This is a genomic window from Tenacibaculum xiamenense, assembly GCF_964513065.1.
In the GTDB taxonomy this organism is placed as follows: Bacteria; Bacteroidota; Bacteroidia; order Flavobacteriales; family Flavobacteriaceae; genus Polaribacter; species Polaribacter xiamenense.
The window spans coordinates 20,298-44,423 of record NZ_CAZEQU010000005.1 but is presented as its reverse complement, the minus strand read 5'-3'; the positions used below and the strand labels follow the sequence as shown (position 1 = coordinate 44,423).

Below are 24,126 nucleotides of genomic sequence, written 5' to 3'. Positions count from 1 at the left end.
TATTAACTATTTAAATTATGAAAGTATTTGAATTTTGTCCATTTTTTAATGAAAACAAAGTCGCAGAAATTAAAATAAAAGAAGATGCTCACTGGGTTGATTCCTTATGTATTTTGGAAGCCAACAAAACATTTACAGGTAAAGATAAACCATTCAATTTTGACACCTCGCTACTTACCAGCAAGGTACATTACGAAAAATTTGATGTAACTGGAAAGTTTCGAGAGATTGAAGAAAATAAAGATTACTACAATCCTGAAACTTGTCAAGCTAAAAATTTTGATCACTGGTATTGGAATCTTTTAAGCAATAACTATGCATTCTTTAATGAGTCTGTTCAACGGAATATGTGTACTATCTTAAAAGAAACTATTAGTGACGACGATATTATTATTTTATCGGATTTAGACGAGATTATTGATAGTCGATTTGCCGATAGAATTATTGAAGAAACTAAAAAGCATCAAGCTCTTACTGTTAAGTTACATTATACCTCATTCTATCTTAATTTATTCCTTGAATCAAATCATGGAGCTCCAAACTGTAGCTACCGTCTTTTTGTAATGACAGGTCGTTATTTTAAATCAATGCCATTTACTTCAGATTTCCTAAGAAAGAAAGGTATTGCAGAAGCTATGTATGATGTGTTACCATGTTTAGATTTCTTTGCTGGTTTTCACCACTCTTGGGTAGATCATTTAAATAACGGATTACCAAAATTAAAAGCATTTGACGCGAATGTAAAAGACAAAACTATTATCACAGAAGAATATCTACACAAGTGTATTCAAGATAAACGATTACACTATTTAGATGCCAATTTGTATATGGATGATAATAAAGATTTTCTTGCTTCTTTAAAAGAAGTAAACACCAATAACCTTTGGCTAACGGAACAAGAAGCTTAGTCTTGTATTTCTAATTGAGATTCCCATAAATTAAAATCTAATTCTCTGAATTAGTGAAAACAACCAGATTTAGCTTTGTTTTAAACAAAAGTCTAAGTCTGGTTTTATTTTTATGCAATATTCCTTACTTTTATAAAAAAAGTTATGCTAAAGAAAATATATGGAAGTGCCGTATTCGGCATTGAAGCCACTACCATTACGGTTGAAGTTAATATTGGAAAAGGAATTGGATACCATCTAGTGGGATTACCTGACAACGCTGTTAGAGAAAGTTCTTATCGCATTTCGGCAGCTCTTAATAATATCGGTTATAAACTCCCAGGCAAGAAAATCACCATCAATATGGCTCCCGCTGACATTCGTAAAGAAGGCGCCTCTTATGATGTTACTTTAGCCATTGGAATTCTTGCTGCATCGAATCAAATTACCTCAGAAAATATTGAGCAATACATTATCATGGGAGAATTATCTTTGGACGGAAGTGTGCAACCCATTAAAGGAGCTTTGCCAATTGCAATCAAAGCTCGCGAAGAAGGCTTCAAACATTTTATTCTTCCAAAAGAAAATGCCAAAGAGGCGGCAATTGTAGATGATTTAGATGTTTTAGGAATTGAGAATATTACAGATGTTATTCATCATTTCAATGGAACACAATTAATTGAACCTACAAAAATTGATACTAGAACCGAGTTCTATAAAAATTTAGAATTCCCTGAATTTGATTTTGCTGATGTAAAAGGGCAAGAAAGCATTAAAAGATGTATGGAAATAGCCGCCGCTGGAGGTCATAATATTATTTTAATTGGTCCACCTGGTGCAGGAAAAACAATGTTAGCCAAACGACTACCTTCTATTTTGCCACCCATGACTTTACATGAAGCCCTTGAAACAACGAAGATACATTCTGTTGTTGGAAAAGTAAAGAATTCAGGACTTATGTTCGAAAGACCTTTCCGTTCACCACACCATACAATATCGGATGTGGCGCTAGTTGGTGGAGGACAATATCCTCAACCTGGTGAGATCTCTTTAGCACATAATGGAGTTCTTTTTTTAGATGAACTACCTGAGTTTAAAAGAAGCGTTTTAGAAGTAATGCGACAACCTCTTGAAGACCGTGAAGTAACAATTTCGAGAGCAAAATTTACGGTAAACTACCCAAGTAGTTTCATGCTAGTTGCAAGTATGAACCCTAGTCCTTCTGGATTTTTCCATGATGCTAGTTCGCCTGCTACTTCCTCACCTGCGGAAATACAACGTTACATGAGTAAAATATCTGGCCCTCTTTTGGATAGAATTGATATTCATATTGAAGTAACACCCGTTCCTTTTGATAAACTTTCTGATGAAAGAAAAGGAGAAAGTAGTACTGACATTAGAATAAGAGTTATCAAGGCTAGAGAACTACAGTCTGAACGGTTTGAATCTTTTGAAAACCTCCATTACAATGCTCAAATGAATGTAAAACATATTCGAGCCTTTTGCAAATTATCTCCTCCAAGTAAAAGCTTGTTAAAAACTGCTATGGAAAAATTAAATCTATCTGCCAGGGCTTATGATAGAATTTTAAAGGTATCAAGAACTATTGCTGATTTAGCAAATGAACCTAATATTTTACCCAATCATATTTCAGAAGCCATTCAATATAGAAGTTTAGATAGAGATGGATGGTTGGGGTAAATAAGTATAAAAAATTAGTAAATTTAGTAAAACTTCCTCTTTTACCATTTTAGAATCGAGTCAGTAGGAGCTACCAAAACTCTATGAATATCATGAGGTTTCTGAAAAAGTAGTTCAATTAACAAACCAAGTTCTAACCTCATCCCCAAAAAATAAACCATTGATTATAAACAATAAAACAAGTAAATTAGTTATCTTTTTTATTCATAATTTTTACTAACACTAACTCAAAATTTTAACATGAAAACATTTTCTATTCTTATTGCAATTCTCTTCGCCTTAATGGCTTTCGGTTTTACCGATTCAAGCTCAACTACAGAAACTTTTCGAGTAGGTGATGTTCAACATTCAATTTTATCTCCCGACCAATTTAGGAGCCTTCCAGAAGGTGAAAACTGGCTCCCACTTGATGGTGGCGTATATGCCTCTCTTAAAGGTATTAATCTCAATAAAACAACTCTAGCCACCAAGTTCGGAATCAATAAATTACCTGACGCCAGGGGCATGTTTATACGCTCAATGAATTTGGGCAGAGATGACATTTACTCTGACCCTGAAAGTTCCAGAAGTGTTGGTGAGCCTCAAAAAGGTCAATCAAATAACATCAATAATTTTCGCTACACATGGCAGAGCGCGAAACATGGAACTATTACTATTCCAAATAATGGAGAATGGAGCGGCCATATTTCTACTGGAAAAGGCCAAAACGGAGGCAGAAAAGACGGGATACAAATTCAAAAAAAAGGTACAGAAACAAGACCAAATAACATTTCATTATTCACATATATCAAAGTCAATTAAATACTATGAAAAATTCAATTTATTTTCTTTTCTATCTATGTTTTTTTCATACATACTTAAGAGCTCAATCAGAATTAAACATTAATGAATTTGACTTAGAAAATAAGTCCTTCGTTATAAATAGAATGTGTTTAAATCATTTTAAATCAAAAAAAAAGCAACAGTTCTTAAAAGAGTTCGAAGCAAACTCGAAAATTTATTCTCAGAAAGAAAGTGCAATGATATATCAATATTCTAAAAAGCGACTGATGAAATTAAGGGCAGAAGTTACATTAGATAATACAATAAGAAAAACCACAGGCGAGTTAACTAAATTTGGTGTAGATATGGTAAGTGATTTCTCAACCAATTACTCCGTAAGTCCTTTATCAAAAATAATTATTAAAGGGGCTGCAAGAGCCACTAATTCAATTATTGATTTTACCATTGAAGTGAATAAAGAAAAAAACCGAACACGTTTAGACAATTTAATTGAAAAAGAAATCAAATATGTTGCCCAAAAAGCGAACGAACTAAATATAGCTCCAAATACAATTCAAGACTATGACAATCTTAGAAAAATATATACGAAATTAGGGTTAACCCGCAAGGATTTTCCAAAAGCAAACCAAGTAGTTATTGAAGAAGTTTTAAAAAAAATAAAGAACTTAGATCAATCTACTGTTAACTTAGATGATTTTGAAAGTTACAAAAGAGAAAGAGAAAGTTTTATAAAAGAATTTCATAAGGGCTTAAAAAAAGACATTTTAAAGTTTAAAAAAGAAATAATAGATGGTCATGAAAAAACCATAGCAGTTGTCAATTCTTATGGACAACAAATAAAACTCAATAATCGGGCTATTCAAAATCAAATACAAAAAAATTTCAAGCAGGACAGTTTGATTGCACTTAACCAATTTAAAATTGCGTCTATTGAGGCATTTAGTAGTTTTGACAGGGCCTCCATTGAAAACCAAATAAATTCTCTTGAAGAAGGTAAGTTAGATAAATTCTTATCTGTTAAGAAAAAAAGTGAACTCCTAGATAAACTAAAATCAGTTAAGAGAACTCAGGATTTCATTAATGTATGTAATCACATTTCTCAAGGTGGTGAAGTTGCAAACAAATTAGTTAGCTTATTTGCAAAAGGTGAAGGAGCAGAAGATCTACAAAAAGGAATTGCGGCAATAACCACAGCCGCTAATATTTCGGGTAGCATTGCTAGTGGAAATTATTATGGTGCTGCGATGCAGGCATTAGGTCTATTCGACTCTAATGGACCAAGTGCCGAAGAACAATTGCTCAAACAAGTGCTTGGCAAATTAGAAGAAATTCAATCTCAACTTAATCAAATTGAAGAAAAAATCGACAAGCTTGGAGAAATGGTGACTAATCTTCATAACGATATGATGCGAGAATTCAGTTCAGTTCATAAAAAACTTGACCTATTAGAACGACAAGGGTATGATAACATAAGGATTGCATTAGATATATTAAATAAAGATTTAGACTATTGCTCAAATATTGATTTGTCAAATGTTAGATTTCTGACTTTTCCAAATAAATATAAGGGCTATCCAGTGCCATATAAAAAATGTATTGAGGGGTTGAGTAGCACACTCTTAAGAGATTTTTTTAACAAAAACGATTATAGTGAATCACTGTATCTACATTATTCTGATAGGGATAAAAAAAATCAAATTGACAAAATTTATAAACCTTCTTTAACATATTTTCTTCAACAGACTCCTAATGATTATATCGATAAATCATTGATTTCTCTAATTCAAGAGACAAATTTCGTTAATGACTATGGAAAAAATTACCAATCAGTTCTTCGCCTTGAAGATTCTCTATTTCAAAAGAAACTGAAGTTAAACGGTACACTGGTGAAATTAGATCCAAAATATTTAAACAAATTTGCGCTTATACAAATTGCAGAATATTACCTTAAATTAATGCCATATTATGAGCTAGTCGATGCAAATTTCAATCTCTTCAATAAAGAAGAATTTATCAAAGAAGGAGGAGCCCCTGATAATTTAGAGGGCATTGAAAAATCATTAAAAACATTAGTAACCGTTTTAAACAACTCAATTGTCCAACAAAACTTAATTTCGGGAACATCTTTCTTAGAAAATATACAATCATCAATATATACATCGGGTAAATCCAATGACGAAAAGGAGCTAGCATTAGATCTCTTAAAACAAAATCAAATCATCTCACAAAATTATGCTACCTTCATTTTATACAGAGAATTAAATATAGGAAAAATAATCTCTTACACGGATAAAAATAATAATACCACTTTCAATAGTATTTCTAGATGGCAAGATTTCCAAAAAAAAATAAATGAAGCAAGAAAGGGTTTAGATAACACCAATAATGAAATAAAAATTGAAGACGTAATTTACAACCCTCAATACCAGTTATGGCTTAATAAATCAAATTTGATTTTAAGGTTAATTTATAAAGATATAAATGGAGTTTTAAACAGCTTAGATATTCCAATATTACATGTTAAGAACATAGAAAATGGAAGATTTATTTATCCTCAAGAGATTCCTAAATTACGTTCATATCGTGAAAAAGTGATAGAAAAGATAATAGAAATTGAATATTTTAAAAACCTTAAAAAGGAAAAACCATTATACCAAAATGAATTGAAGTATATTTTTTTGAATTAATTCCGTGCTATCAATGAATAACCAATTTAATAAAGTCAAATACTAACTATGAAATAGATTAAACTAAGACTTCATTGTTATTTTTTATAGAATATTATTATTTGTGTCCTATTAATTACACTTTAGGGTTTTTTCCTATTTTTTTATCTTTAGGTAGTGATTGCTTGTGGAATTCAACATACTAAATCTAGTGGAACCTCTTTAACTCATGATAAAAGATTTTTTAGATGAATTAACGAGGTAAAAAGTGATATTTCAAGTGACACTCTAAAATTCTGTTCCCTTTTCCCATTCTAAAACTTCTAAAGGTCTTTCATCCCCTTTGTTCGTAAGATACCAAGTAGTAACCCATGTATTAGGATCCTTTTCCCATGTGAGTTCATCAATAAGAATAGATTCATTCTGTCGTTCCTCTTGAGAAAACTTAGATGACACACCATTTCTAAACTCTCCATGAGCATCATTCAACTTAAATCGCTCTCTTAATTTTGGATTACCATAATGTTTGATCGCTTGATCTTTTGTAAGAAGCATTAATTGTAACACAGAAACACCGACATCGGTATCTTCCTGTTTATATAAAGTTCCATTAAATTTTAACTTAGATGTTTCAACAGAGTTTGTTACTATGGTATCACAATCACCATTCTCTTCTCCATTTTTAATTTTAAAACTTGATGTCTCTATCGAAATCTTATTTTTTATCACTAAATCAAAATAATCATTGCTTTTTTCTTCATTAATTATGATGGTTTTCTCTTCTCTAACGGTTTCACCTGCACATTCGTTTACCCATTCACCACCAAAATTAACCACATCAAAATTGTGTAACACCTTTTTCAAGGTACTCCCTGATTTTATAAAAAGGGATAAATTTTCATTTTCATAAGGATTAACTTGAGATGAACCAGTATAATGCAATCTAATACCCAGAGCATTACGGGTTTCGGAAATTGAATAGGCTTCGATATCAATTTTTGCATCATCTAAAATTACAGCATCTGACCCCCAACCTTCTGCTTTAACTTCATGGTATTTATGAGTGATTTCACCTGTTTTAGAATTTAATAAAACAATATAACTACTCAACTCAAAATAGTGTTCGCCTTCATCTACAATTCGTGGTATTACCACGATACTCTCTTCTCGGTTTAAAGGGTTTTCTTGACTTCTGATTAAACTGGTTTTTGTTTGTACCCAATCTAATTTAAGATCCATTAAAACACTATTTACTAGAGAAAAATCTTTAATAGATTGGTTCAACTTTTTAGCTTTTACTTTTTTTATTTCTCCATTTTGATCAATACTATGGGTTATTTGCTCAATGCTAATAAGATCACTCCAGAAAACATGATTTACAGTTAACATATTTTCACTTATTCTTGATCTAATCTGAGACATTCCTTCTGCTATTTCATCATAAGAAACCACCTCATGATCAATTATTTCACCTTCATCGGTATAATTAATCAACACTGATTCCATTTCATTATCTCCCTTTTTTACTGTTATGACAATAGAATGAAACCTATCTGACAGCGCTAACTTGTATTTAGCAATACCTCTATAGTTATACCCGTCTTTATTAAAATTTGGATATATATTTTCTAGTTGAAACAGTACTGTATTGACATCCTCATAATCTTCTTCCTCTATAAATGAGTCAAAGCTGGTATTTTCTATCTGCGGAAGAGTTTTGGTTTTTATTGAAGTTACTATTTCTTTAAATGCAGGTTTTAAATCTTCATCTTTTACGATTGCTTCCTCTTTTGGTATTATACTATCTGAAGACTTTTTTTCGTCTTCAGTTACAATTTCAATAACATTTTGTTCTTCAATCTCTTTTCCCTTTTTCTTCTGATTACAGGAAAAAAGAAAGATTAACCACAACAAACAATAAATATTTCTCATTTCATTCTTTTTACTTGATAAAGCATTTGATTAGTTTGTTCATTGATTTAATGATATGCCTTACCATCAAACTTTAATATGATTTTCTTCTTACTAACAACTTTATCTAAAGGATTACACTCGTTGCTTTCATCTTTTTGAAAGTTTCTTTGAGTTTCTATTTTGTTCACCAAAATATCATAATATCCATTGGTACTAGAATTCTGAAAAGCTATTTTGTTTTCAAATATTTTGAATACCCCAAAGCAAACATTGGTATTTACATTAACCTCTCCTATACTTTCATGGATGGTATAAGCATCCAATACTTTCTTTAACTGGTTATTGTCCTTAACAAATAAGGAAATGCGTTCTTCGCTATATGGATTGGGTTGTGACATATTTCTAAATTTAATTCGAACTCCAAATCCTTCTTTTGTTTTAGTTAATAGATAATTTGTGGAATCAACATGAATATTATCAATAAACACAGCGTTTGAAATCCAACCATTTAAATTTGAATCTTCGGTAAAATGACTTCTGATTTTACCCGATATTCCATCCACTATTACAATATGGCTTGTATACCGTTCTTCTTCCTCTTCTTCATTTTCACTCTCTGCTAAAACAATTATTACTTCATTAGAATTGTTAAGAGATCTTTTTATATCATATAACTGCACTTCCGATTCATCTAATTCCAATTCGTTATAAACCATACGCACAAGAGATTCTCTATCAACAGAAGTCATAGCTTTATCTCCTACTTTTGATGATTTGCAAGAAACAAACAATACTATTAAAAAAACATAGTTTAATCTTAAATAAACGCCCTTAAATAACATCAATTTTCTTTTCCAAAATATAATGAATTATTGCCACGAACATGGCTATAAGAAAAATTGCTACGAACCTTTTTATCTTCAATTTTGTATTTGCCTTCTTCTTTAAATAAAATACGTCTACTATTATAAACAATATTGCTATAACGGCTCCAATTATTGATCCTACATACAACAGCCCTAAATCATAAAAAACATGATATATATACCCTAAACCTTTATCTGAAACTTCATTAGGCCCTAAAACAATTCGCATATACCCAATACCTAATAGTAATGACATGGCTATCCAAAAAAAGTACGGTTCAATTCGTTTTAAGGCTTTCATGAATCATCATTGCTAATCTTCCCAATAAGGCGTTAATATTTTTTTATAATGCTTTTCCAAACCTTTTAATTCCAAATTGTTAGAAAGCCAATAAAGTAATAAATAAAGTTCATATTTATACAATTGATCTTCTTCAAAAATTTTCGTTTTCATTCCTTCAATAAAACGCTTAATTTCTTTGTTATCATCTTTATAATCGTATAAATGAACAATATCGAAGTAATACTGTGCCAATATTAAATATTGAATAAATGGCGATTGAGCCGTTAAGTTTTTTAAATAGGCTTGTAGTTCTTCTTCCGAAGCTCCCCATTTTGGTGATATGAATGCGAAATAATTAAAGTGTAATTCTTCATCATCAGGATATTTTTTTATGGCATCATTAAACAATTTATGGACATATTCTCTGTTCATATCTGTTGCCTTGTATATTTTTAATAATGAAGCCACACAATTAGAATCAAATGGGCTTGAGCTTTCTACCTCTAGTAATAAAGTCTCTGCCTTTTTTAAGTTATTTTTAAAAGCTACTTGATTTTGATTCGAAACTGTATCAATTGTTCCTCTACCTCTAATTTCCCACGCTTTATTAATTAGTTGATACGCTTTTACAATTTTAGGTAAATTATTAGAAGGATCTTTATGAAGCCACTGATCACTTATTTCCATTTTTCCATATTGTCCTAAACTTTTAAAAGCAAATGCACGATAACTTGAATTCATTCCTTTTAAGCTTTGCTCTACATTACTAAACTGCATTTTGTTAAAGTAATTAATAAGCTCTTTTAATTTAGGATTATTTAAATGGCTGTACATTTTAAACTTATATTTCCCTATTCTATTAATCAGATTATCAATAGGGCTAAATATTCCATATTTATCTAAAAAGTACAGCACTCCAAATCCTACCAAAACCCATTTTACAATTGAGTACTCCTTAAAAAATTCAATCATTTTAAAATTATTTAAATTTATATCATCACCTTATCTAAAGAGTTCTCCAACTCTTGAAATGCTTTTTTCTGAGCAGGAGCCAGTAATAACTCCTTTATTTTTCCTGTAACCACTTCAATAATATCCTTTCTTGCTTTTTGGCTTTTACCAAAAAAGGCATTCATCACAGGGTTTGGAATGATATATGCGAGTTTTATATTCTTTTCATTTATAAAATGAATTTTTACAGCATGCATCGCATTTTTTTTCAACACAATGCATTTTGACATTTGCCCGTTAGCATCCGTTCTATTTTCCCATCTATCATATTCTTTGTAACATTCAAAAGTTGATCTCTCCTTTATAAATTCAAGTAAACCATCCAATGAGCTATATTCGTTTTTAAGAACAATTATTTTCTCCATTAACCTAAAACCTTAATAATTTATTATTCTTTAATAATTTTTAAAACACGAGTATCTCTTGTCGAGATTATTTTAACCAAATAAACACCCAGTTTTTCACGAGATAAATCTAAATTGGTTTTTTGTGATATTTTTCGAGTTGAAAAAACCGATTCTCCCAGCAAATTTTCCACTTGTATTTCTACAACATCCTCAACCAAAGATTCATCTATATTTATCGTTATAACTGATTTTGTTGGATTAGGATACGCACTGATGGGGGCTTCCCCAACAACAGTATCATCATTTATGTTTTTAGATTCACAGTAATACGGTTCTGAATAGTAAATAAAATTTCCACCTAAAATATTTCTTGATTTCCAGAATCGATATCTGGGAGTAACAAACTTGTGAAACCCTATTATATCGGAAGGCTTTCCTTGAAAAGGTTTTTTTCTAGAATCATATTCTACAATTTTTCCATTCATGAAATTTGCATTATCCGGAACTGGTGATGGTATAGTAGATAATTGTATTTCAGAACCTGCCCATCTACTTGTTGGATTATAATCAAATGATGAGCCATTTGATTCAAAAGCTTTCATAATTGACATCCCTTCAATTTTATTCGTAAAGACAACTATATCATCGTAATTATTCCCATCACGATCTATATTTAATGATACCACACGATTTGTTATTGTTGAAGCATCAAAATCAGATATCACACACCATCCCATAGAACTTTGATAGTTAAAATTTGTTCCTCCCGACAACCATACATGAACTCGTGTTTCTCCGTTTCCATAATCATAAAAAGCAGCAATATCGTCGACATGACCATCATGATCAAAATCGCCAGAAACTACACGACCCGTAACTCGCGTTGCTGTATATCCATTACTCTTCCACCATCCAACGCTACTTGAATAAACAAACGTACTACCCGTTGAGCGAAACGTATGAATTCTAGTTTCTCCGTTTCCATAATCATAAAAAGCAGCAATATCATCCCAATAACCATCGTTGTCAAAATCACCAGAAACCACTCTTCCTGTAATTTTATCAGGATCGTATCCGCTTAGAGAATATACGCTACTTTGAATAAATGTAGGCTGAGACGCTCCGTTACTCATAAAGAGATCAAAACGCATACTAGAAACCCCAGTCTTGTAAATTAAGATAAAATCATCTATATGACCATCGTTATCAAAATCTCCTCGAACCATTCTTCCTTTAACATTTGCCAAGTTATAGTTAATTATTGGGTTACTAACATTCAAAGTTTTATTACCATTTAAATCGCTAGAAAAGGTGTTCAAACTAAAGGTTCCATTTATATTATTGGATTTTAGCATTACAACATCGTTAATAATTTTATCATTCGAATTTTTTTGAGAGAAGTTTCCCGACACCACATAACCATTTACATTATCTGTTGGATTGAATAAACAATCTTGCGCTAAAATCATTTGATTGACTAACAAAGTCAATCCTAATATTTGTATTATTTTTTTCATAAAATTCAATTTTTAATAATCCATTTTGATTAGATCTCCGTTTAGTTTGTAATAAAAACTAAAGGAAGTTCCTCCATTTTGAGGTTCTAGTTTAATAATATACTCTGCTTTTGAAATGTCTCCATTTTTAGGATACTTTATAAACCCCATCTTAAAAGAAGGATTCTTTAAATCCTTATCTGTTGTAAGTTGTTCTTTTGATTTTTCTACTAACTCACCTAACTTGGTTAGATTTATCTTATCATCCAACTGAAACATGTAATCCTTTGCTTTAGTTCCTTTTGGAATCTCTATAGTAACTTCAGAATTCTGCTTCCAAGAAGTATGCTCACTAAAAACATAGGAACCCATTTTTAAAGTTTCTGGAGCATCTGTAACTGTAAGACCAATCATATTTCCTACAGACTTATCATAAGAAATATTTAAATCAGTATAATGAGCATTATTTCCAAACTTAGCCTTAAGCTCTTTCTCTATAGCAGTGAAACCTTCTTTATCAGCCGATTGTTTACTCATAGACTTTCCACAAGAAAATGTGAGAGCAAACAGCATCAACATGAATACATATTTTGACACTTTCATATTAATTTATTTTTAGTTAATTCCATAAAGGTATTTACTAAAAGCAGGTCAAGGAATAGAGAATCTATTTCCGGCATCTTTGAATAAAAAAGCGTGATGTTTCAGGGAAAATCCGTGAGATAAGTAACTTAACTAATTATTGTACTTTAAAAAAGCGTCTAAAAACTGTTCTTTTTTACGAGAAGATACTGGTATTTTTTTACCATTTTTTAAATGAATAACTCCAGATTTATCATACTTATCAATAAACTTTAAATTTACCATGTATGATTGGTGAGGTCTTGTGAAATTTTGCTTAAGAAGTCGTTCTTCAAATTCTTTTATGGTTTTAGAAATCATATATTTTTTATTGTCGTCACAATAAAAGGTAGTATATCCTTTATCCGATTCACAAAATAACAATTCGTTCAAATCAATGACCTGAAAACTATTATGAAGAGATAGAATTAGTTTCGAGTTTTCATTATTCCATATATCTTTTGTTACTTCTATTTGCTGTTTCTGTTCTGCCAGTGTCAAGTTTGCTACCTTTTGAATGGCTATTTCCAACTCCTCCAAATCAACCGGTTTCAAAAGATAATCTACCGCACCAATTTTTAAAGCTTGCAAAGCATGTTCTTCATAAGCAGTAATAAAAATAACTTTGAAAGACAAGTTCTTTGTTTGTTCTAGGAACTCAAATCCCGTTCCGTCAGTAAGATTTATATCTAAAAATACAAGTTCTGGTTTGCATGCACCTGCAACTACCACAGCCTCCTTTACCGACTCGCATTCACCAATAACCTCAACTTCAGAGTCTATTAACTTAAGTAAATTCAACAATCCTTTTCTAATGTATTCTTTATCTTCAACTAATAATGCTTTCATTGTTTTATGATACTTTTTTGTATGGGAGTGTTAACGTTACTATGGTTCCTTCTTCATTGAATACTTTTCTGTCTTCTATAGTTACGGAGCTTTTCATTTTAAAATCTTTTGACAGCATCTGTAACCGTTCTGAGGTAATGATTGTAGAAAGCGATTTTTTATGTTCTTTTTTATTTTTTGTCGTACTATCAACCCCAATACCATTATCAATTACTGTGCATATTAAATCATTTTCTTCATAGGATATACGTACATTAATCACTCTGTTTTCTTTTTGATTGACAAAAGCATGTTCAATAGCGTTTTCAACAAAGGGTTGAATTAACATAGGTGGTATTTTAAATTCTGAAGCATCTATGGTATCCATTGCTGTAACTGAATAATTATAATTTTCATTTTCTAAGTTTTGGAGTGCCAAATAATTTTCAATAGCATTTAACTCCTGAGACAACAATACCATTTTATCGCGCGAATTTTCTAAAATAATACGAAGTAGTCTTGAGAATTTTGAAACATAAGAAACTGATTTTTTTTCTTCTTTATTTAATATCATTCCTTGTAAGACTGATAGAGAGTTAAAAATAAAATGTGGTGTCATCTGAGAACGTAATAATTTCTGCTCTATCATAGCATTCTGTGTTTTCGATTTTTCATTACGTAATTTTAAAAAGAAAATAACACTTCCTAATACCAAAGAAATTAGTAAAAACCCAATAACTCCAAGAAATAGGTTGCGCTGTGATTTTTTCAGATTCTCCGATGTTATTGATACCGTTCTTGTTAGTTGTAATTCCCTTATGCTTGCAGAATCTATGGCTTGTTTAAACTTATGTTCTGCTTCCAAACGGGCTATTTTTTCCGTATTTTCTTTATTAAATAGGCTATCGTTTAATATTTTGAACTCTTTATGGCTTTCTAAAGCTTTTTTATAATCACCTCGGTTTTTATAAATAGCAGAAAGTATTTCAAGAGCATCTTTTTGATCACTTAACAATCCCGATTTTTCAGAAATATCTTTTGCTTTTAAAGCGCTATTTAATGCCTCTTTATATTTTTTTTGATCAAAATAAACTTTCGATAACCCAACATAAGACCTGCATAAGGTCTCTTTCTTTTCCATTTCTAAACTTATTTCTTCACCGCCTTTGAAATATTTATAGGCAACTTTATAGTCTTTTAATCTTAAATAAATCTCACCAATATTATTAAGTATATAAGGAACCTCAAGTTTTGAGTCAACTTCTCGACTAATTCTAAGAGCATCCATATAATAACTAAGAGCACTCTTCCAATCTCCATTATCCTCATGTATTGTTCCTATTCCATTTAACACCGAAGAAACCTTTTGTTTATTGTTCATATTTCTATAAAACTTCAAAGATTCTTTATAAGTTATCATTGCCTTTTCATTCTTTTTCTGAATTTTGTATATAGAACCTATGTTTGAAAGGTTATGAGCAATACTTATACTATCTCCTAACTTCTGATTGAAATTTAATGACTCTTTATAGTGTTTAAGAGCAAGTGGATAATTCCCTTGTTGTTCATAAACTATTCCCAAATTATTTAAGCTATATGCAACTCGCTGCATATTTTGATCTTTCTTAGCAATAAAAAGTGCTTGTTTTAAATATGAAATAGACTCAGAAAACTCCCCTATTTCTTCATATGAAGTGCCTAAATTTATTAAACTAGCAGATAAATTTTTGCTTAATATTTTTTCTTCTATGTTAATTGCTTTTTTATAGTAAGATATTGATTTTCTTAGCTCACCTCTATTTCTATAAGTTATCCCCATTGCATTGTAACAATTTGCCACCCCTTTTTTAAAATCAATATTTTTATAGATATCTAAAGCTTCATTATAATAAACAAGTGCTTGGTCGAAATTAGATTGTATTGCCTCTGTTATTCCTCTTATGTAAATACTGCGAGCTTTACCTTTTTTATAATGTATTAATTCGGCTATCGAATCTGATTCATTTAAATACTCACGAGTTTTAACTAAGTCCTTAACAAAATGCGAAAAAGCCAATTGGTTTAATAAATTTACTCTTGTAGTATCTAGACGGACATGCTTTGAAAGCTCGTTCTTTAAACTATCTATCTTCTTATTTTGGGCACTTGAACTTACTCCAAAAAGAAAAAGGCATATTAAGAAAAGAGTGCATTTACGAGCAATGTAATTCATAGTTTTCTTTTGAAGAATTTATACTATCACAAGATAGGCAATTTTTAAATTTGTTTATTTCTGCGATTATTTTGGAAGCTAATTCTCAATAATCCCCAAAATCCAATATCAATAAAAGCCCAAAAGAAAATTCTTATGGGCTTTTTATTAGCTTCTTTTTTGCATTAGTTATTTATTTCGAATTTACTTCAGGTTTCTGCTTTTCCAGTTTCATAATAATTGGATCAACACCAGCGGCATACATCGCAGTCATGAATTGTAACACTTCAGGATTTGTTTTCTCAGGGCTTCCTCCTTCAAATGGAGGGAATGGATCATACTCCATATCTAACATCACACCTTCTGCATAATTTCTACCAACAATTTCCTCTAGTAATGCTAAAGACATATCCATACCTGCAGTTACTCCGGCAGATGTCCAATACTTTCCATCCTTGGTAAAACGTTTACCTGTAAACTTAGCCCCATACTTTGCTAACATTTCTTTTGCTCTGAACCAATTAGTTGTTGCTTTTTTACCTTTCAATAATCCCGTACTACCTAAAATCCACGCTCCTGTACAAACACTTGTCGTGTAAGTTGTTGTTTTATCAATTTTTCGAATCCACCCCTGTACTTTAGTATCGTATGCAGCTTCAATGGTTCCTTTAAAACCCCCAGGAATTACCAAAACATCCAATTCATTCACCTGATCAATAGTTGTATCAGGTACAAATTCAATTCCTGTAACTGAGGTAACATTACCAGGTTCTAAAGCAATTAGTTTTGTTTTAGTTCCCATGATCTGACTTAGAATATATCTAGGCCCGAAAACATCTAGACTATTGACACCATTATACACCAAAACACCAATTGTTTTAATATTATGAGTTTTAGGCATTACGCTTGCCATTAATTCATCATGAGACAATTGCTTTTCCTCTATTTCTTTGTTGTCTTTAGATTTTCTTGTTTTTTGTTCTGAGCAGCCCGTAAAAATTAAGAATAAGGCTATTATTATAAAGCTATTTTTCATTTGTTTATTTTAAGTTTGATGAGTTACATAAACAACCAACAAGTACTTAATATATAAGCACTACAGAAAACACCATGTAAAAATTCATTACATGAGAATATGTTTCTTATTGGTGAATATGATTATTATGATTTATTTTTTAAATAAAGTCAATAGACTAAAAGAATGATTGCTTCATCTCTTAATTTTTAGTCTATTATCTATTTAAATAAGAAGGTGGGTGAAAAATATCGTTTATTAATTGAAAAGTATAATTATTATCGTAACCAAGAATGCAACGTCTTTTTTCGTAAAAAGCAATTCCTTGAATATCTTTATTCAAATGAAATGTCAAAACAAATTCATATTTAACATGAACTAGCTCCGGGAATTCTTGCTCTCTTTTATTTTGAGTTTCCTCTAATTGCTTTGTTAAATAACATTTACCATTACAAGTAAGTTCTGGCTTTTCTTTATTAATGCATAAAAACTCTTTGATATACTCTTGATTCAGCAAAAAATCAATAATAACCACACCGTTTGCAATGGGGTGACCATGCAATGTTAGGAGTAGAAATATGGCTATGAATTTCTGCAAAACTTAAAGTTCGAGTTCTAAACAAATTTACAATAGCTCACTCTATTTCAAGCAAAAAAACTGTAGAATAAGTAATTTTCATATCAAAAAAAATGCGTGCCATAAAAAGGCACGCATTCTATCCAATCAGATTATAATCTGAAAAAATGTAGTAGTAGCTATTAGCGTATTCGATTAAATTTATAATGATAGTTTAGAAATTTCTATGCAATGAGTTTACAAATACATTATTACCATCTAATGCAGCTCCTTTTTCAAATGCATTTGCTCCACCTCCTATAGTAATTTTATAAATATTAGCATCTCCTCCAGTTACATTTACTGGAATATAAAAGCTACCATTTTCCACACAGTTTAAAGAGAAAATATTAACATAAGTAGCTTTTGGAATATTTAACTCTACAACGGTTTTAGTTTCTAAGTTAATTTCAACTAGAGTACCATTGTTTCCTGAAAGATCTCTCCATTGCGTAATGTCTGCTTCTCTTACAACATTTGCATATACAATATTGTTTCCTACATACCATGCGTTCCAAATAGCAATGGGGTCAGTGAATTTTGATGAAATATCAAATACATAATCATCATAATCACCATCTTTAATTCTTACGAATACCGTTGGTTTTGCTGCTAACTCATCATGTCCATACCAATGAACACTATTTAAGTTATATTGATAAATATCACCGTTTTCTGTTTTAAATGCACCATTTGTTCTATACCCAGCGTTATTTCCAGCAGATGCATCATTCTTTAAAACAACTGGATTGGTTATTGATGGGTAATCAAACTTTATAGTTATTAAAGATTGAGCTAATCCAGTTCTATCAAGGTTCCCGTAGTAAGAACCAAAGTATATTTTATCGTCTTTTACCAATCCGTTAGCCCACAATGCTTTTTTTCCATCAACATCTGGCATATTGAAGAAACCATGCTTTTCTACCGTAAATGTAGCAAGGTCAATAATTGCAAAAGGAGCATCACCATTTTCATTAGGGAAGTTAGACAAGAATAAATCGCCATTTCCCGTATCTTGAATATATCTATAAAAACTTCCAGGAAGTAATGCCGTTGTAGATATAGCATCTCTTTTCACAAGCCCTTCCGTTGTAAATTCCATTTTATCAAGAGTTCCTTCATTACTATTTAAGTAATAGAAAAATCCATCAACACTAGCCGATAAATTTGCATAACCTTCATTTCCGTTTCCAACGATAGAAATAGCTCCAGAAGTAAGATTATCTGTTGTTAAAAAATACCCTTCTTCTCCAACCTCTGCTCCAATTAAGAACTTAGAGTTTATTGGTCCTAGAAAATCGCTATCATCGTCATTATTTGCAACATAACCATCTGGTTGATCGCATGAGGTTTTTGACACATTTGGGTCACCTAAACCATCGTTATCGGTATCTGCATACCAAACAGCACCATTACAGTCTTCATCTCCACATGAAGTGAATGTAGCACCAATTGCTAGAACAAAGCAAAATATAGTTAATTTTAAGAGTTTATTTGTTTTCATAATTTAGTGTTTATCCGAAATATTAATTTGTTTTTATTGTGATAGTTGGTAGTTTAATTTTATTGAAAAGGCTCTTCCAGGTTTTTGAAGCAGATAATTATCATATACCTGCTCATTTAATATGTTTGACATATCAAATGCCACAATTACTTTTTTTGAAGGAAAAGTATAGCTTAACCCAGCATCAAAGATTAACTGAGAAGGTATAACGCTTTTGTTTTCTGTGCTTGCTAAACTAGGCCAGTTCAGGAAAAACTCATGCACATAACTTGACTGCAAATAGAAAAAGGACTTTGAATCTTCTTGAATTAAATCATCAGTATTGTACTGTAAACCTGCATTTGCCAATAAATATGGTAAATTCCTCAATCTGTCTCTATATACAATATTCCTATTCCCGTTTTCCTCAAACTCGAGATTGTTTCTGTAATCGTAATAGCTTCCATTCAATGACAGTCTAAGTTTTTCATCAAACTCATACATAATATCAAGTTCGGCTCCCAAACCAGAAACTTTATTTATGTTTCTAAATTGCCCATTACCCTGACCATCAATTACTGTGAATAGCAATCGATCAGAAACATTTCTGTAAAAAGTATTTACCTCTGTCTTTATTTTATGGTTTCCTATTTCGAAGTTCCCTAAGACAGCACCAAAATTGAAATTAAAACTCTGTTCTGGTTTAATAAAAGGGTTGTTATCGATGGTTACTCCATCACCCAAAGCCTCCGTTGGAGTTGGAAATCTAGTTGCTTGTTCAAGCGATGACTTTAATAATACATTTGGAGTAAGTTTGTATGAAACCGCAAACCCTCCACCAAAATTTGATATACTATTAGTGTATTCTATTACTTCATACTGATCTGTATATACTAAGTCATTAACCGTTGCATTATAGCCATAATACTTTAAGAAAGCATTTGCTAACAGCTTATCATCAAATTTTTCCGTTTCTACTGATAGACCAGCAAACTGAGTTCCCAAACTTTGAGGTTCTATGTAAGGTATTCTATAAACAGGAGAAAAAGGATCTTCACCTCTTCGTCTTGAATTTGTTTGAAGATAGTTTACACCAATTTTAAAATCATTAGGTAGTTCATAAGTTGCATTTGCTCTGTATAATTGGTAGTGATTTTTTTGAGTAAACTGAGACTTTCCATCATAACCCATTTCTCCTCCTGATAATCGTTCTCCTATAATTTTTCCTCGCCAATCATATTGTACAACGGTAGTATCAATTAAAACCCCTTCGGTATATGAATATCCTGCAAATGCATTTACATCCAAGCCTTCTGTAAAAAGATCTTTCTTTTTATAGGTAAGTGTAGGAGCTATGGTTTGTTCGTTATTTCTAACTCTACCAAATACTCTTGCCATGGTTTGGGCAGTCTGCACACCTTTTTTAAGATCTGAAGCAAGCAGAGAAACAAAAACCTGATCCGCCCATTTTTTATCTGTAAGTCCTATATCAAATTTCGCAGTTGTTGTTTGAAAATCGTCATTAAATCGCTCCGCTGGATTATCTTCTGTAAATTCTACTGCTTTAAATCCCGTTGACTCATCAGCGTAGTGTACACCTTTACCCCATACTTCGTAATTATTATCTGAATAATTATAAAACGCCGATAATCTTGTAGTTAATCCGTTATCCTGCACCCATTGACCATGCACAGCTGTTTGATGAGTATTGAACGACCCATAAGAGTAAGAAACTTCAGCAAAATTTGTCTTTTGCTTTTTTGTAGCCAAATTAATAGCTCCTCCTAGCGCATCAGAACCCAGTTCAGTTGGCACAACTCCTTTGTAAATATCAATACGTTCTACTAATGAAATCGGTAAATTGTTAATAGAAAAAGAAGCTCCATAAAAATCCATAGGAATACCATCAACAAAAAAACGTATTGCATTTCCAGACATACCATCCAATGCATATTCAAAATCAGACCCTAAACCACCAGTTCTTCTCACTCTAACTCCAGCAGTTTTATCCAAAACAGAGTTAATTTCTAAATTTTGCGCTTTAATTGCTTGGGTTTCTATAGCTGTAACACTAAACCCTTTTTCTTTGATTTTAGTTGCCTTTTTCTTCCCTTTTACAATTACTTCGTCAATTTTTTCAACTTCATCAAAGAGCACTACTTTCTTATATACTTCATTTTGATTTGTTAAATCAACTTTAATTGATCGTGTTTTAAATGAAATCGAAGAAAAGGTTAATACATATGGAATACCTTTAAGTTTTTCTACTTTAAACTTTCCGTCTATATCTGTGAATGCTCCTTTTATTGAAGGTTTAAGAACAATACTAACATCTGGTATTGGCTGATTATTTTCGTCAACAACAACACCTCTTATCACCTTATTATCTTGTCCTAAAACGTTAATTGATACTTGAAAAAACAAGAGAATAACTAAAAAATTCTTCAAAACTTTTATTTAGATTTACTTTAAATAGCAAAACTAGCTATTCCTTAGAACCCAAAAAGCAATAATCTATGAACGACATTTTTATTCTTTAAACAGCAAATTATCGTTAAAAAAATACTGTTGAAAGCCCTAAATTTGCCAATTCATTAATGTCATTGTGTTTTCACTATAATTTAATATTACGAAAAGTTCGAATGAACAAAATAGCTAGCTTTTTTAAAAATCATATTTCTGAAATTGGGTACCAAACACTGGTTACCGTTTTTGCTTTCCTTTTTTTTGCTTATAGTCAAGAAGCCTATGAAATTGAATCGTCACAATCTTATTTACTATCCCATGAGTTAGCTTTTTTCTTAAACTATTTGTTTGGTGCAATGGTCATAAACTATTTATTAGTTCCAAAGTTTCTTAACACCAACAAATACATTTGGTTTATTATTACTTTCATTTTAATCATCGGTTTTATTATTTTAATAGATGAATACTTCCTTGAAAAAATATACTTTCCAGACACTCGTGGTACCTATTTCCCTGGAGTATTATTTAGTTTATTAGAAACATCTCCGATAATTATTCTAATGTCAAGTTTTAAAGTATTTTGGGACTTTCGTAAAAAACAGAATGAAGTAAAAAGATTAGAATTACATGTGAAAGAAAGTGAATTACAGTTTTTAAAGCTGCAAATAAATCCACATTTTCTCTTTAACAATTTAAATAACCTGTATTCATATTCTTTAGAAAACTCACCAAAAACATCAACTATTATTTTAGAGTTATCATCTGTTCTAAGGTATATTCTGTATGATTGTAAAGAAAATTTTGTTCCTCTCATCAAAGAACTTGATCATTTAAAAAACTTTACAGAGCTAAATAAATTACAAATAGAGGAAAGGGGAATTATAAGCTATAATGAAAACATTGAATCCTCAAAATTTGAAATTGCTCCTTTAATTCTTGTTGTTTTTATAGAAAATGCGTTCAAGCATAGTATGTCTAACCAATCTGGTAATATTACCATCAGTATTGACGTTAACGTTTCTAGTAGCGGGTTCTTAAATTTTTCATGTAAAAACAATCATGTTCCTTTCCCTAAAAAAAGTGATCTACAAAGTGGAATTGGATTGGAAAATGTAAAAAAGCGCTTAGAACTATTATATCAAAATCGATATGACTTGACCTTAGATGAAAAAGAAAATACCTACGAAGTAAATTTATCAATACAACTTAAATCACTACATAATGCTTAATTGTATCATTATAGAAGATCAACCTCCAGCGCAACGCATACTTAAAAAGTACATTGGAGATACTGAATCTTTAGTTTTAAAAAACACATTTGCCGATGCCATTAGAGCTGAAGAATACCTAAAAAAAAACCATGTCGATCTGATTTTTTTGGATATCAACCTACCTAAATTATCCGGTATTGATTTTTTAAGATCTTTAAGTAATCAACCTTTTATCGTGTTAACTACAGCCTTTGCCGACTTTGCCATTGAAAGCTATGAACACAACGTTATGGACTATTTATTAAAACCTTTTTCTTTTGAAAGATTTCTTAAATCTGTTGAGAAAGTAATAAAAGTGCATTCATCTAATGATAATAACACCTTTTTATTTATAAAATCTGGCTATGATTTAATTAAAATAAACGCTGAAAACATTATCTACATTAAGTCCGATGGAGATTATACGGAAATCACTACTAGAAACAAAGTTTATTTGAGTAATGATTCTTTAAAATATTGGATAACCACTTTGAATGAAACATTTAGTCAAATACATAAGTCATACATTATTAACAATAATCACTTAGAAAAAATATCTGCTAATAAGGTACATTTATTCGGAGAGCATGTACTTCCTATTGGAAGAGCTTTCAAGAAAAACTTTGTTGAAAACTTGTAACGTATTATTGGGATTTTCTAAAAATACTTGGAGTTACATCATAATGTTTTCTAAAAGCCTTAGTGAAGTGCTGTGAATATCGATATCCTACTTTATCCGCAATTTCATAAACAGACATCTCTGAAGACCTCAACAAGTCTTTTGCTAATTCCATCCTTTTCGCGGAAATAAACTTGAAAATTGTTTGTCCAAAATTAACTTTAAACTCTTTTTTCAAATCTTGCATGTTCATTCCAACATGTTTTGCAATTAATGGAATTGTAAGCTCCTCCTTTAAATTATTCTCTATAAACGAGCCCGCTTCCAAAATTTTACTTTGATTTCTAGAAATATTTATTTCGTTATTTTTCTCTTTAAAATCCTGTAATTGTAAAATAAGCAATTCTATTATTTTACACTCCAAATAATGCTTTCTATAGTGATCGGCTATTTTGCAATTTACTATTTGCTTAATAACTAAAAGCATTTCCGAGCTAATCTTATGGCTATTTCTTCCAAAAACAAAAGGTCGATTGTTTCTAATAGCATCACCCAAACGCTCTAATTCCTCCCAATTATCCTTAAAAATTTTATAGACAAAACTCAACGAAAGAGTAATTTCTAACGTGTTTCTAGTAATATTAGCTGGAAAACTTAAAACCCCTTCTACCTTTGGGAAAAAAAATAATTGGTGGTATCCATGTGGTATAATAACAGGCAAGCTTTTCTCATTTTTCGGTGAATATGTAGAAGACCCCTCAATCTCAAAGTGCATTTTAAAAAACGGAAAGCTATGCTTTACATCAATGCTCAGATCTTTTTTCAAGTTCACTCTTCCCATCTCAATTTTAGCCCCTTGTAAACGATATTCATCGAAGGTTGCATCGACATATTCTGTAGAAACTTTGTTTTGAGTTTTTTCAAATGAAGTATTTTCCGAAAATCCTATTGGATATCTAATTACTTGTTTCTTATTAATAGCACCAGTAAGTGAATACGTAGATTTATAAGGTGGGAATTTCATATTTCCGAATGAGTTATTTTAACTTCCCTTTGCGTTGTTTTGATGCAAAAATATGGATT

General features: G+C 31.0%; 20 protein-coding genes. 6 read left to right on the top strand and 14 right to left on the bottom strand.

The annotated features are described in order from the left end of the window. The first annotated feature begins 17 nt into the window (after nt 1-17). The 4 genes from ACKTTV_RS00750 to ACKTTV_RS00735 all read left to right on the top strand — a co-directional run bounded on the left by ACKTTV_RS00750 (nt 18) and on the right by ACKTTV_RS00735 (nt 6,058). Nucleotides 18-908 carry a glycosyltransferase family 17 protein gene (locus ACKTTV_RS00750; protein WP_408028890.1) on the top strand — a complete coding sequence of 297 codons (891 nt, stop codon included), beginning with the start codon at nt 18-20 and terminating at the stop codon, nt 906-908. A gap of 144 nt (nt 909-1,052) precedes the next feature. Continuing rightward, nucleotides 1,053-2,588, top strand: a complete 1,536-nt coding sequence (locus tag ACKTTV_RS00745; RefSeq protein WP_408028889.1) for a YifB family Mg chelatase-like AAA ATPase — start codon at nt 1,053-1,055, stop codon at nt 2,586-2,588. 240 nt (nt 2,589-2,828) lie between these two features. Continuing rightward, on the top strand, nt 2,829-3,389 hold the full coding sequence (locus tag ACKTTV_RS00740) for a hypothetical protein (RefSeq protein ID WP_408028888.1): 561 nt from the start codon (nt 2,829-2,831) through the stop codon (nt 3,387-3,389). 218 nt (nt 3,390-3,607) lie between these two features. Next, nucleotides 3,608-6,058: a hypothetical protein gene (locus ACKTTV_RS00735; protein ID WP_408028887.1), complete on the top strand. Its 2,451-nt coding sequence runs from the start codon at nt 3,608-3,610 to the stop codon at nt 6,056-6,058. Between the two features lie 267 nt (nt 6,059-6,325). Here ACKTTV_RS00735 and ACKTTV_RS00730 read toward each other — a convergent pair whose 3' ends face one another. The 13 genes from ACKTTV_RS00730 to ACKTTV_RS00670 form a co-directional block, all read right to left on the bottom strand. Further along, the gene (locus ACKTTV_RS00730) at nt 6,326-7,969 is read right to left on the bottom strand and encodes a PA3715 family protein (RefSeq protein WP_408028886.1); all 1,644 of its coding nucleotides are present in this window, start codon (nt 7,967-7,969) and stop codon (nt 6,326-6,328) included. 47 nt (nt 7,970-8,016) lie between these two features. Further along, on the bottom strand, nt 8,017-8,793 hold the full coding sequence (locus tag ACKTTV_RS00725; RefSeq protein ID WP_408028885.1) for a PA3715 family protein: 777 nt from the start codon (nt 8,791-8,793) through the stop codon (nt 8,017-8,019). After that, nucleotides 8,783-9,118: a hypothetical protein gene (locus ACKTTV_RS00720; RefSeq protein WP_408028884.1), complete on the bottom strand. Its 336-nt coding sequence runs from the start codon at nt 9,116-9,118 to the stop codon at nt 8,783-8,785. Before ACKTTV_RS00720 ends, ACKTTV_RS00725 begins: the two co-directional genes overlap by 11 nt. A 12-nt stretch (nt 9,119-9,130) precedes the next feature. Next, entirely contained in the window at nt 9,131-10,072 is a 942-nt protein-coding gene (locus tag ACKTTV_RS00715; RefSeq protein ID WP_408028883.1) for a hypothetical protein, read from the bottom strand. Between the two features lie 17 nt (nt 10,073-10,089). Further along, entirely contained in the window at nt 10,090-10,476 is a 387-nt protein-coding gene (locus tag ACKTTV_RS00710; RefSeq protein ID WP_408028882.1) for a hypothetical protein, read from the bottom strand. Nucleotides 10,477-10,499: 23 nt separating this feature from the next. Next, nucleotides 10,500-11,975 carry a T9SS type A sorting domain-containing protein gene (locus ACKTTV_RS00705; protein ID WP_408028881.1) on the bottom strand — a complete coding sequence of 492 codons (1,476 nt, stop codon included), beginning with the start codon at nt 11,973-11,975 and terminating at the stop codon, nt 10,500-10,502. Between the two features lie 12 nt (nt 11,976-11,987). Then, a complete protein-coding gene (locus ACKTTV_RS00700) occupies nt 11,988-12,557 on the bottom strand; it encodes a hypothetical protein (protein WP_408028880.1) in 570 nt (189 codons plus the stop codon). A 132-nt stretch (nt 12,558-12,689) separates the two neighbouring features. Continuing rightward, a complete protein-coding gene (locus tag ACKTTV_RS00695; RefSeq protein WP_408028879.1) occupies nt 12,690-13,424 on the bottom strand; it encodes a LytR/AlgR family response regulator transcription factor in 735 nt (244 codons plus the stop codon). Between the two features lie 4 nt (nt 13,425-13,428). Continuing rightward, nucleotides 13,429-15,615, bottom strand: coding sequence for a tetratricopeptide repeat protein (locus ACKTTV_RS00690; RefSeq protein ID WP_408028878.1), 2,187 nt, complete (start codon nt 15,613-15,615; stop codon nt 13,429-13,431). 172 nt (nt 15,616-15,787) lie between these two features. Further along, nucleotides 15,788-16,630: a DJ-1/PfpI family protein gene (locus tag ACKTTV_RS00685; RefSeq protein ID WP_408028877.1), complete on the bottom strand. Its 843-nt coding sequence runs from the start codon at nt 16,628-16,630 to the stop codon at nt 15,788-15,790. 196 nt (nt 16,631-16,826) lie between these two features. Next, nucleotides 16,827-17,207, bottom strand: coding sequence for a hypothetical protein (locus tag ACKTTV_RS00680; RefSeq protein WP_408028876.1), 381 nt, complete (start codon nt 17,205-17,207; stop codon nt 16,827-16,829). Between the two features lie 193 nt (nt 17,208-17,400). Continuing rightward, nucleotides 17,401-18,729 (bottom strand): hypothetical protein, encoded by a 1,329-nt coding sequence (locus ACKTTV_RS00675; RefSeq protein WP_408028875.1) that lies wholly within the window; start codon nt 18,727-18,729, stop codon nt 17,401-17,403. Nucleotides 18,730-18,762: 33 nt separating this feature from the next. Beyond that, nucleotides 18,763-21,156 carry a TonB-dependent receptor gene (locus ACKTTV_RS00670; protein ID WP_408028874.1) on the bottom strand — a complete coding sequence of 798 codons (2,394 nt, stop codon included), beginning with the start codon at nt 21,154-21,156 and terminating at the stop codon, nt 18,763-18,765. Nucleotides 21,157-21,350: 194 nt separating this feature from the next. On the opposite strand from ACKTTV_RS00670, the gene ACKTTV_RS00665 reads away from it, so the two are divergent. Next, entirely contained in the window at nt 21,351-22,403 is a 1,053-nt protein-coding gene (locus tag ACKTTV_RS00665) for a sensor histidine kinase (RefSeq protein ID WP_408028873.1), read from the top strand. Next, complete coding sequence (locus ACKTTV_RS00660; RefSeq protein ID WP_408028872.1) at nt 22,396-23,064, top strand: LytR/AlgR family response regulator transcription factor; 669 nt, start codon at nt 22,396-22,398, stop codon at nt 23,062-23,064. Before ACKTTV_RS00665 ends, ACKTTV_RS00660 begins: the two co-directional genes overlap by 8 nt. Before the next feature lie 4 nt (nt 23,065-23,068). On the opposite strand, the gene ACKTTV_RS00655 is transcribed toward ACKTTV_RS00660, so the two are convergent. Then, nucleotides 23,069-24,067, bottom strand: coding sequence for a helix-turn-helix transcriptional regulator (locus tag ACKTTV_RS00655; RefSeq protein WP_408028871.1), 999 nt, complete (start codon nt 24,065-24,067; stop codon nt 23,069-23,071). Nucleotides 24,068-24,126: the final 59 nt, after the last annotated feature.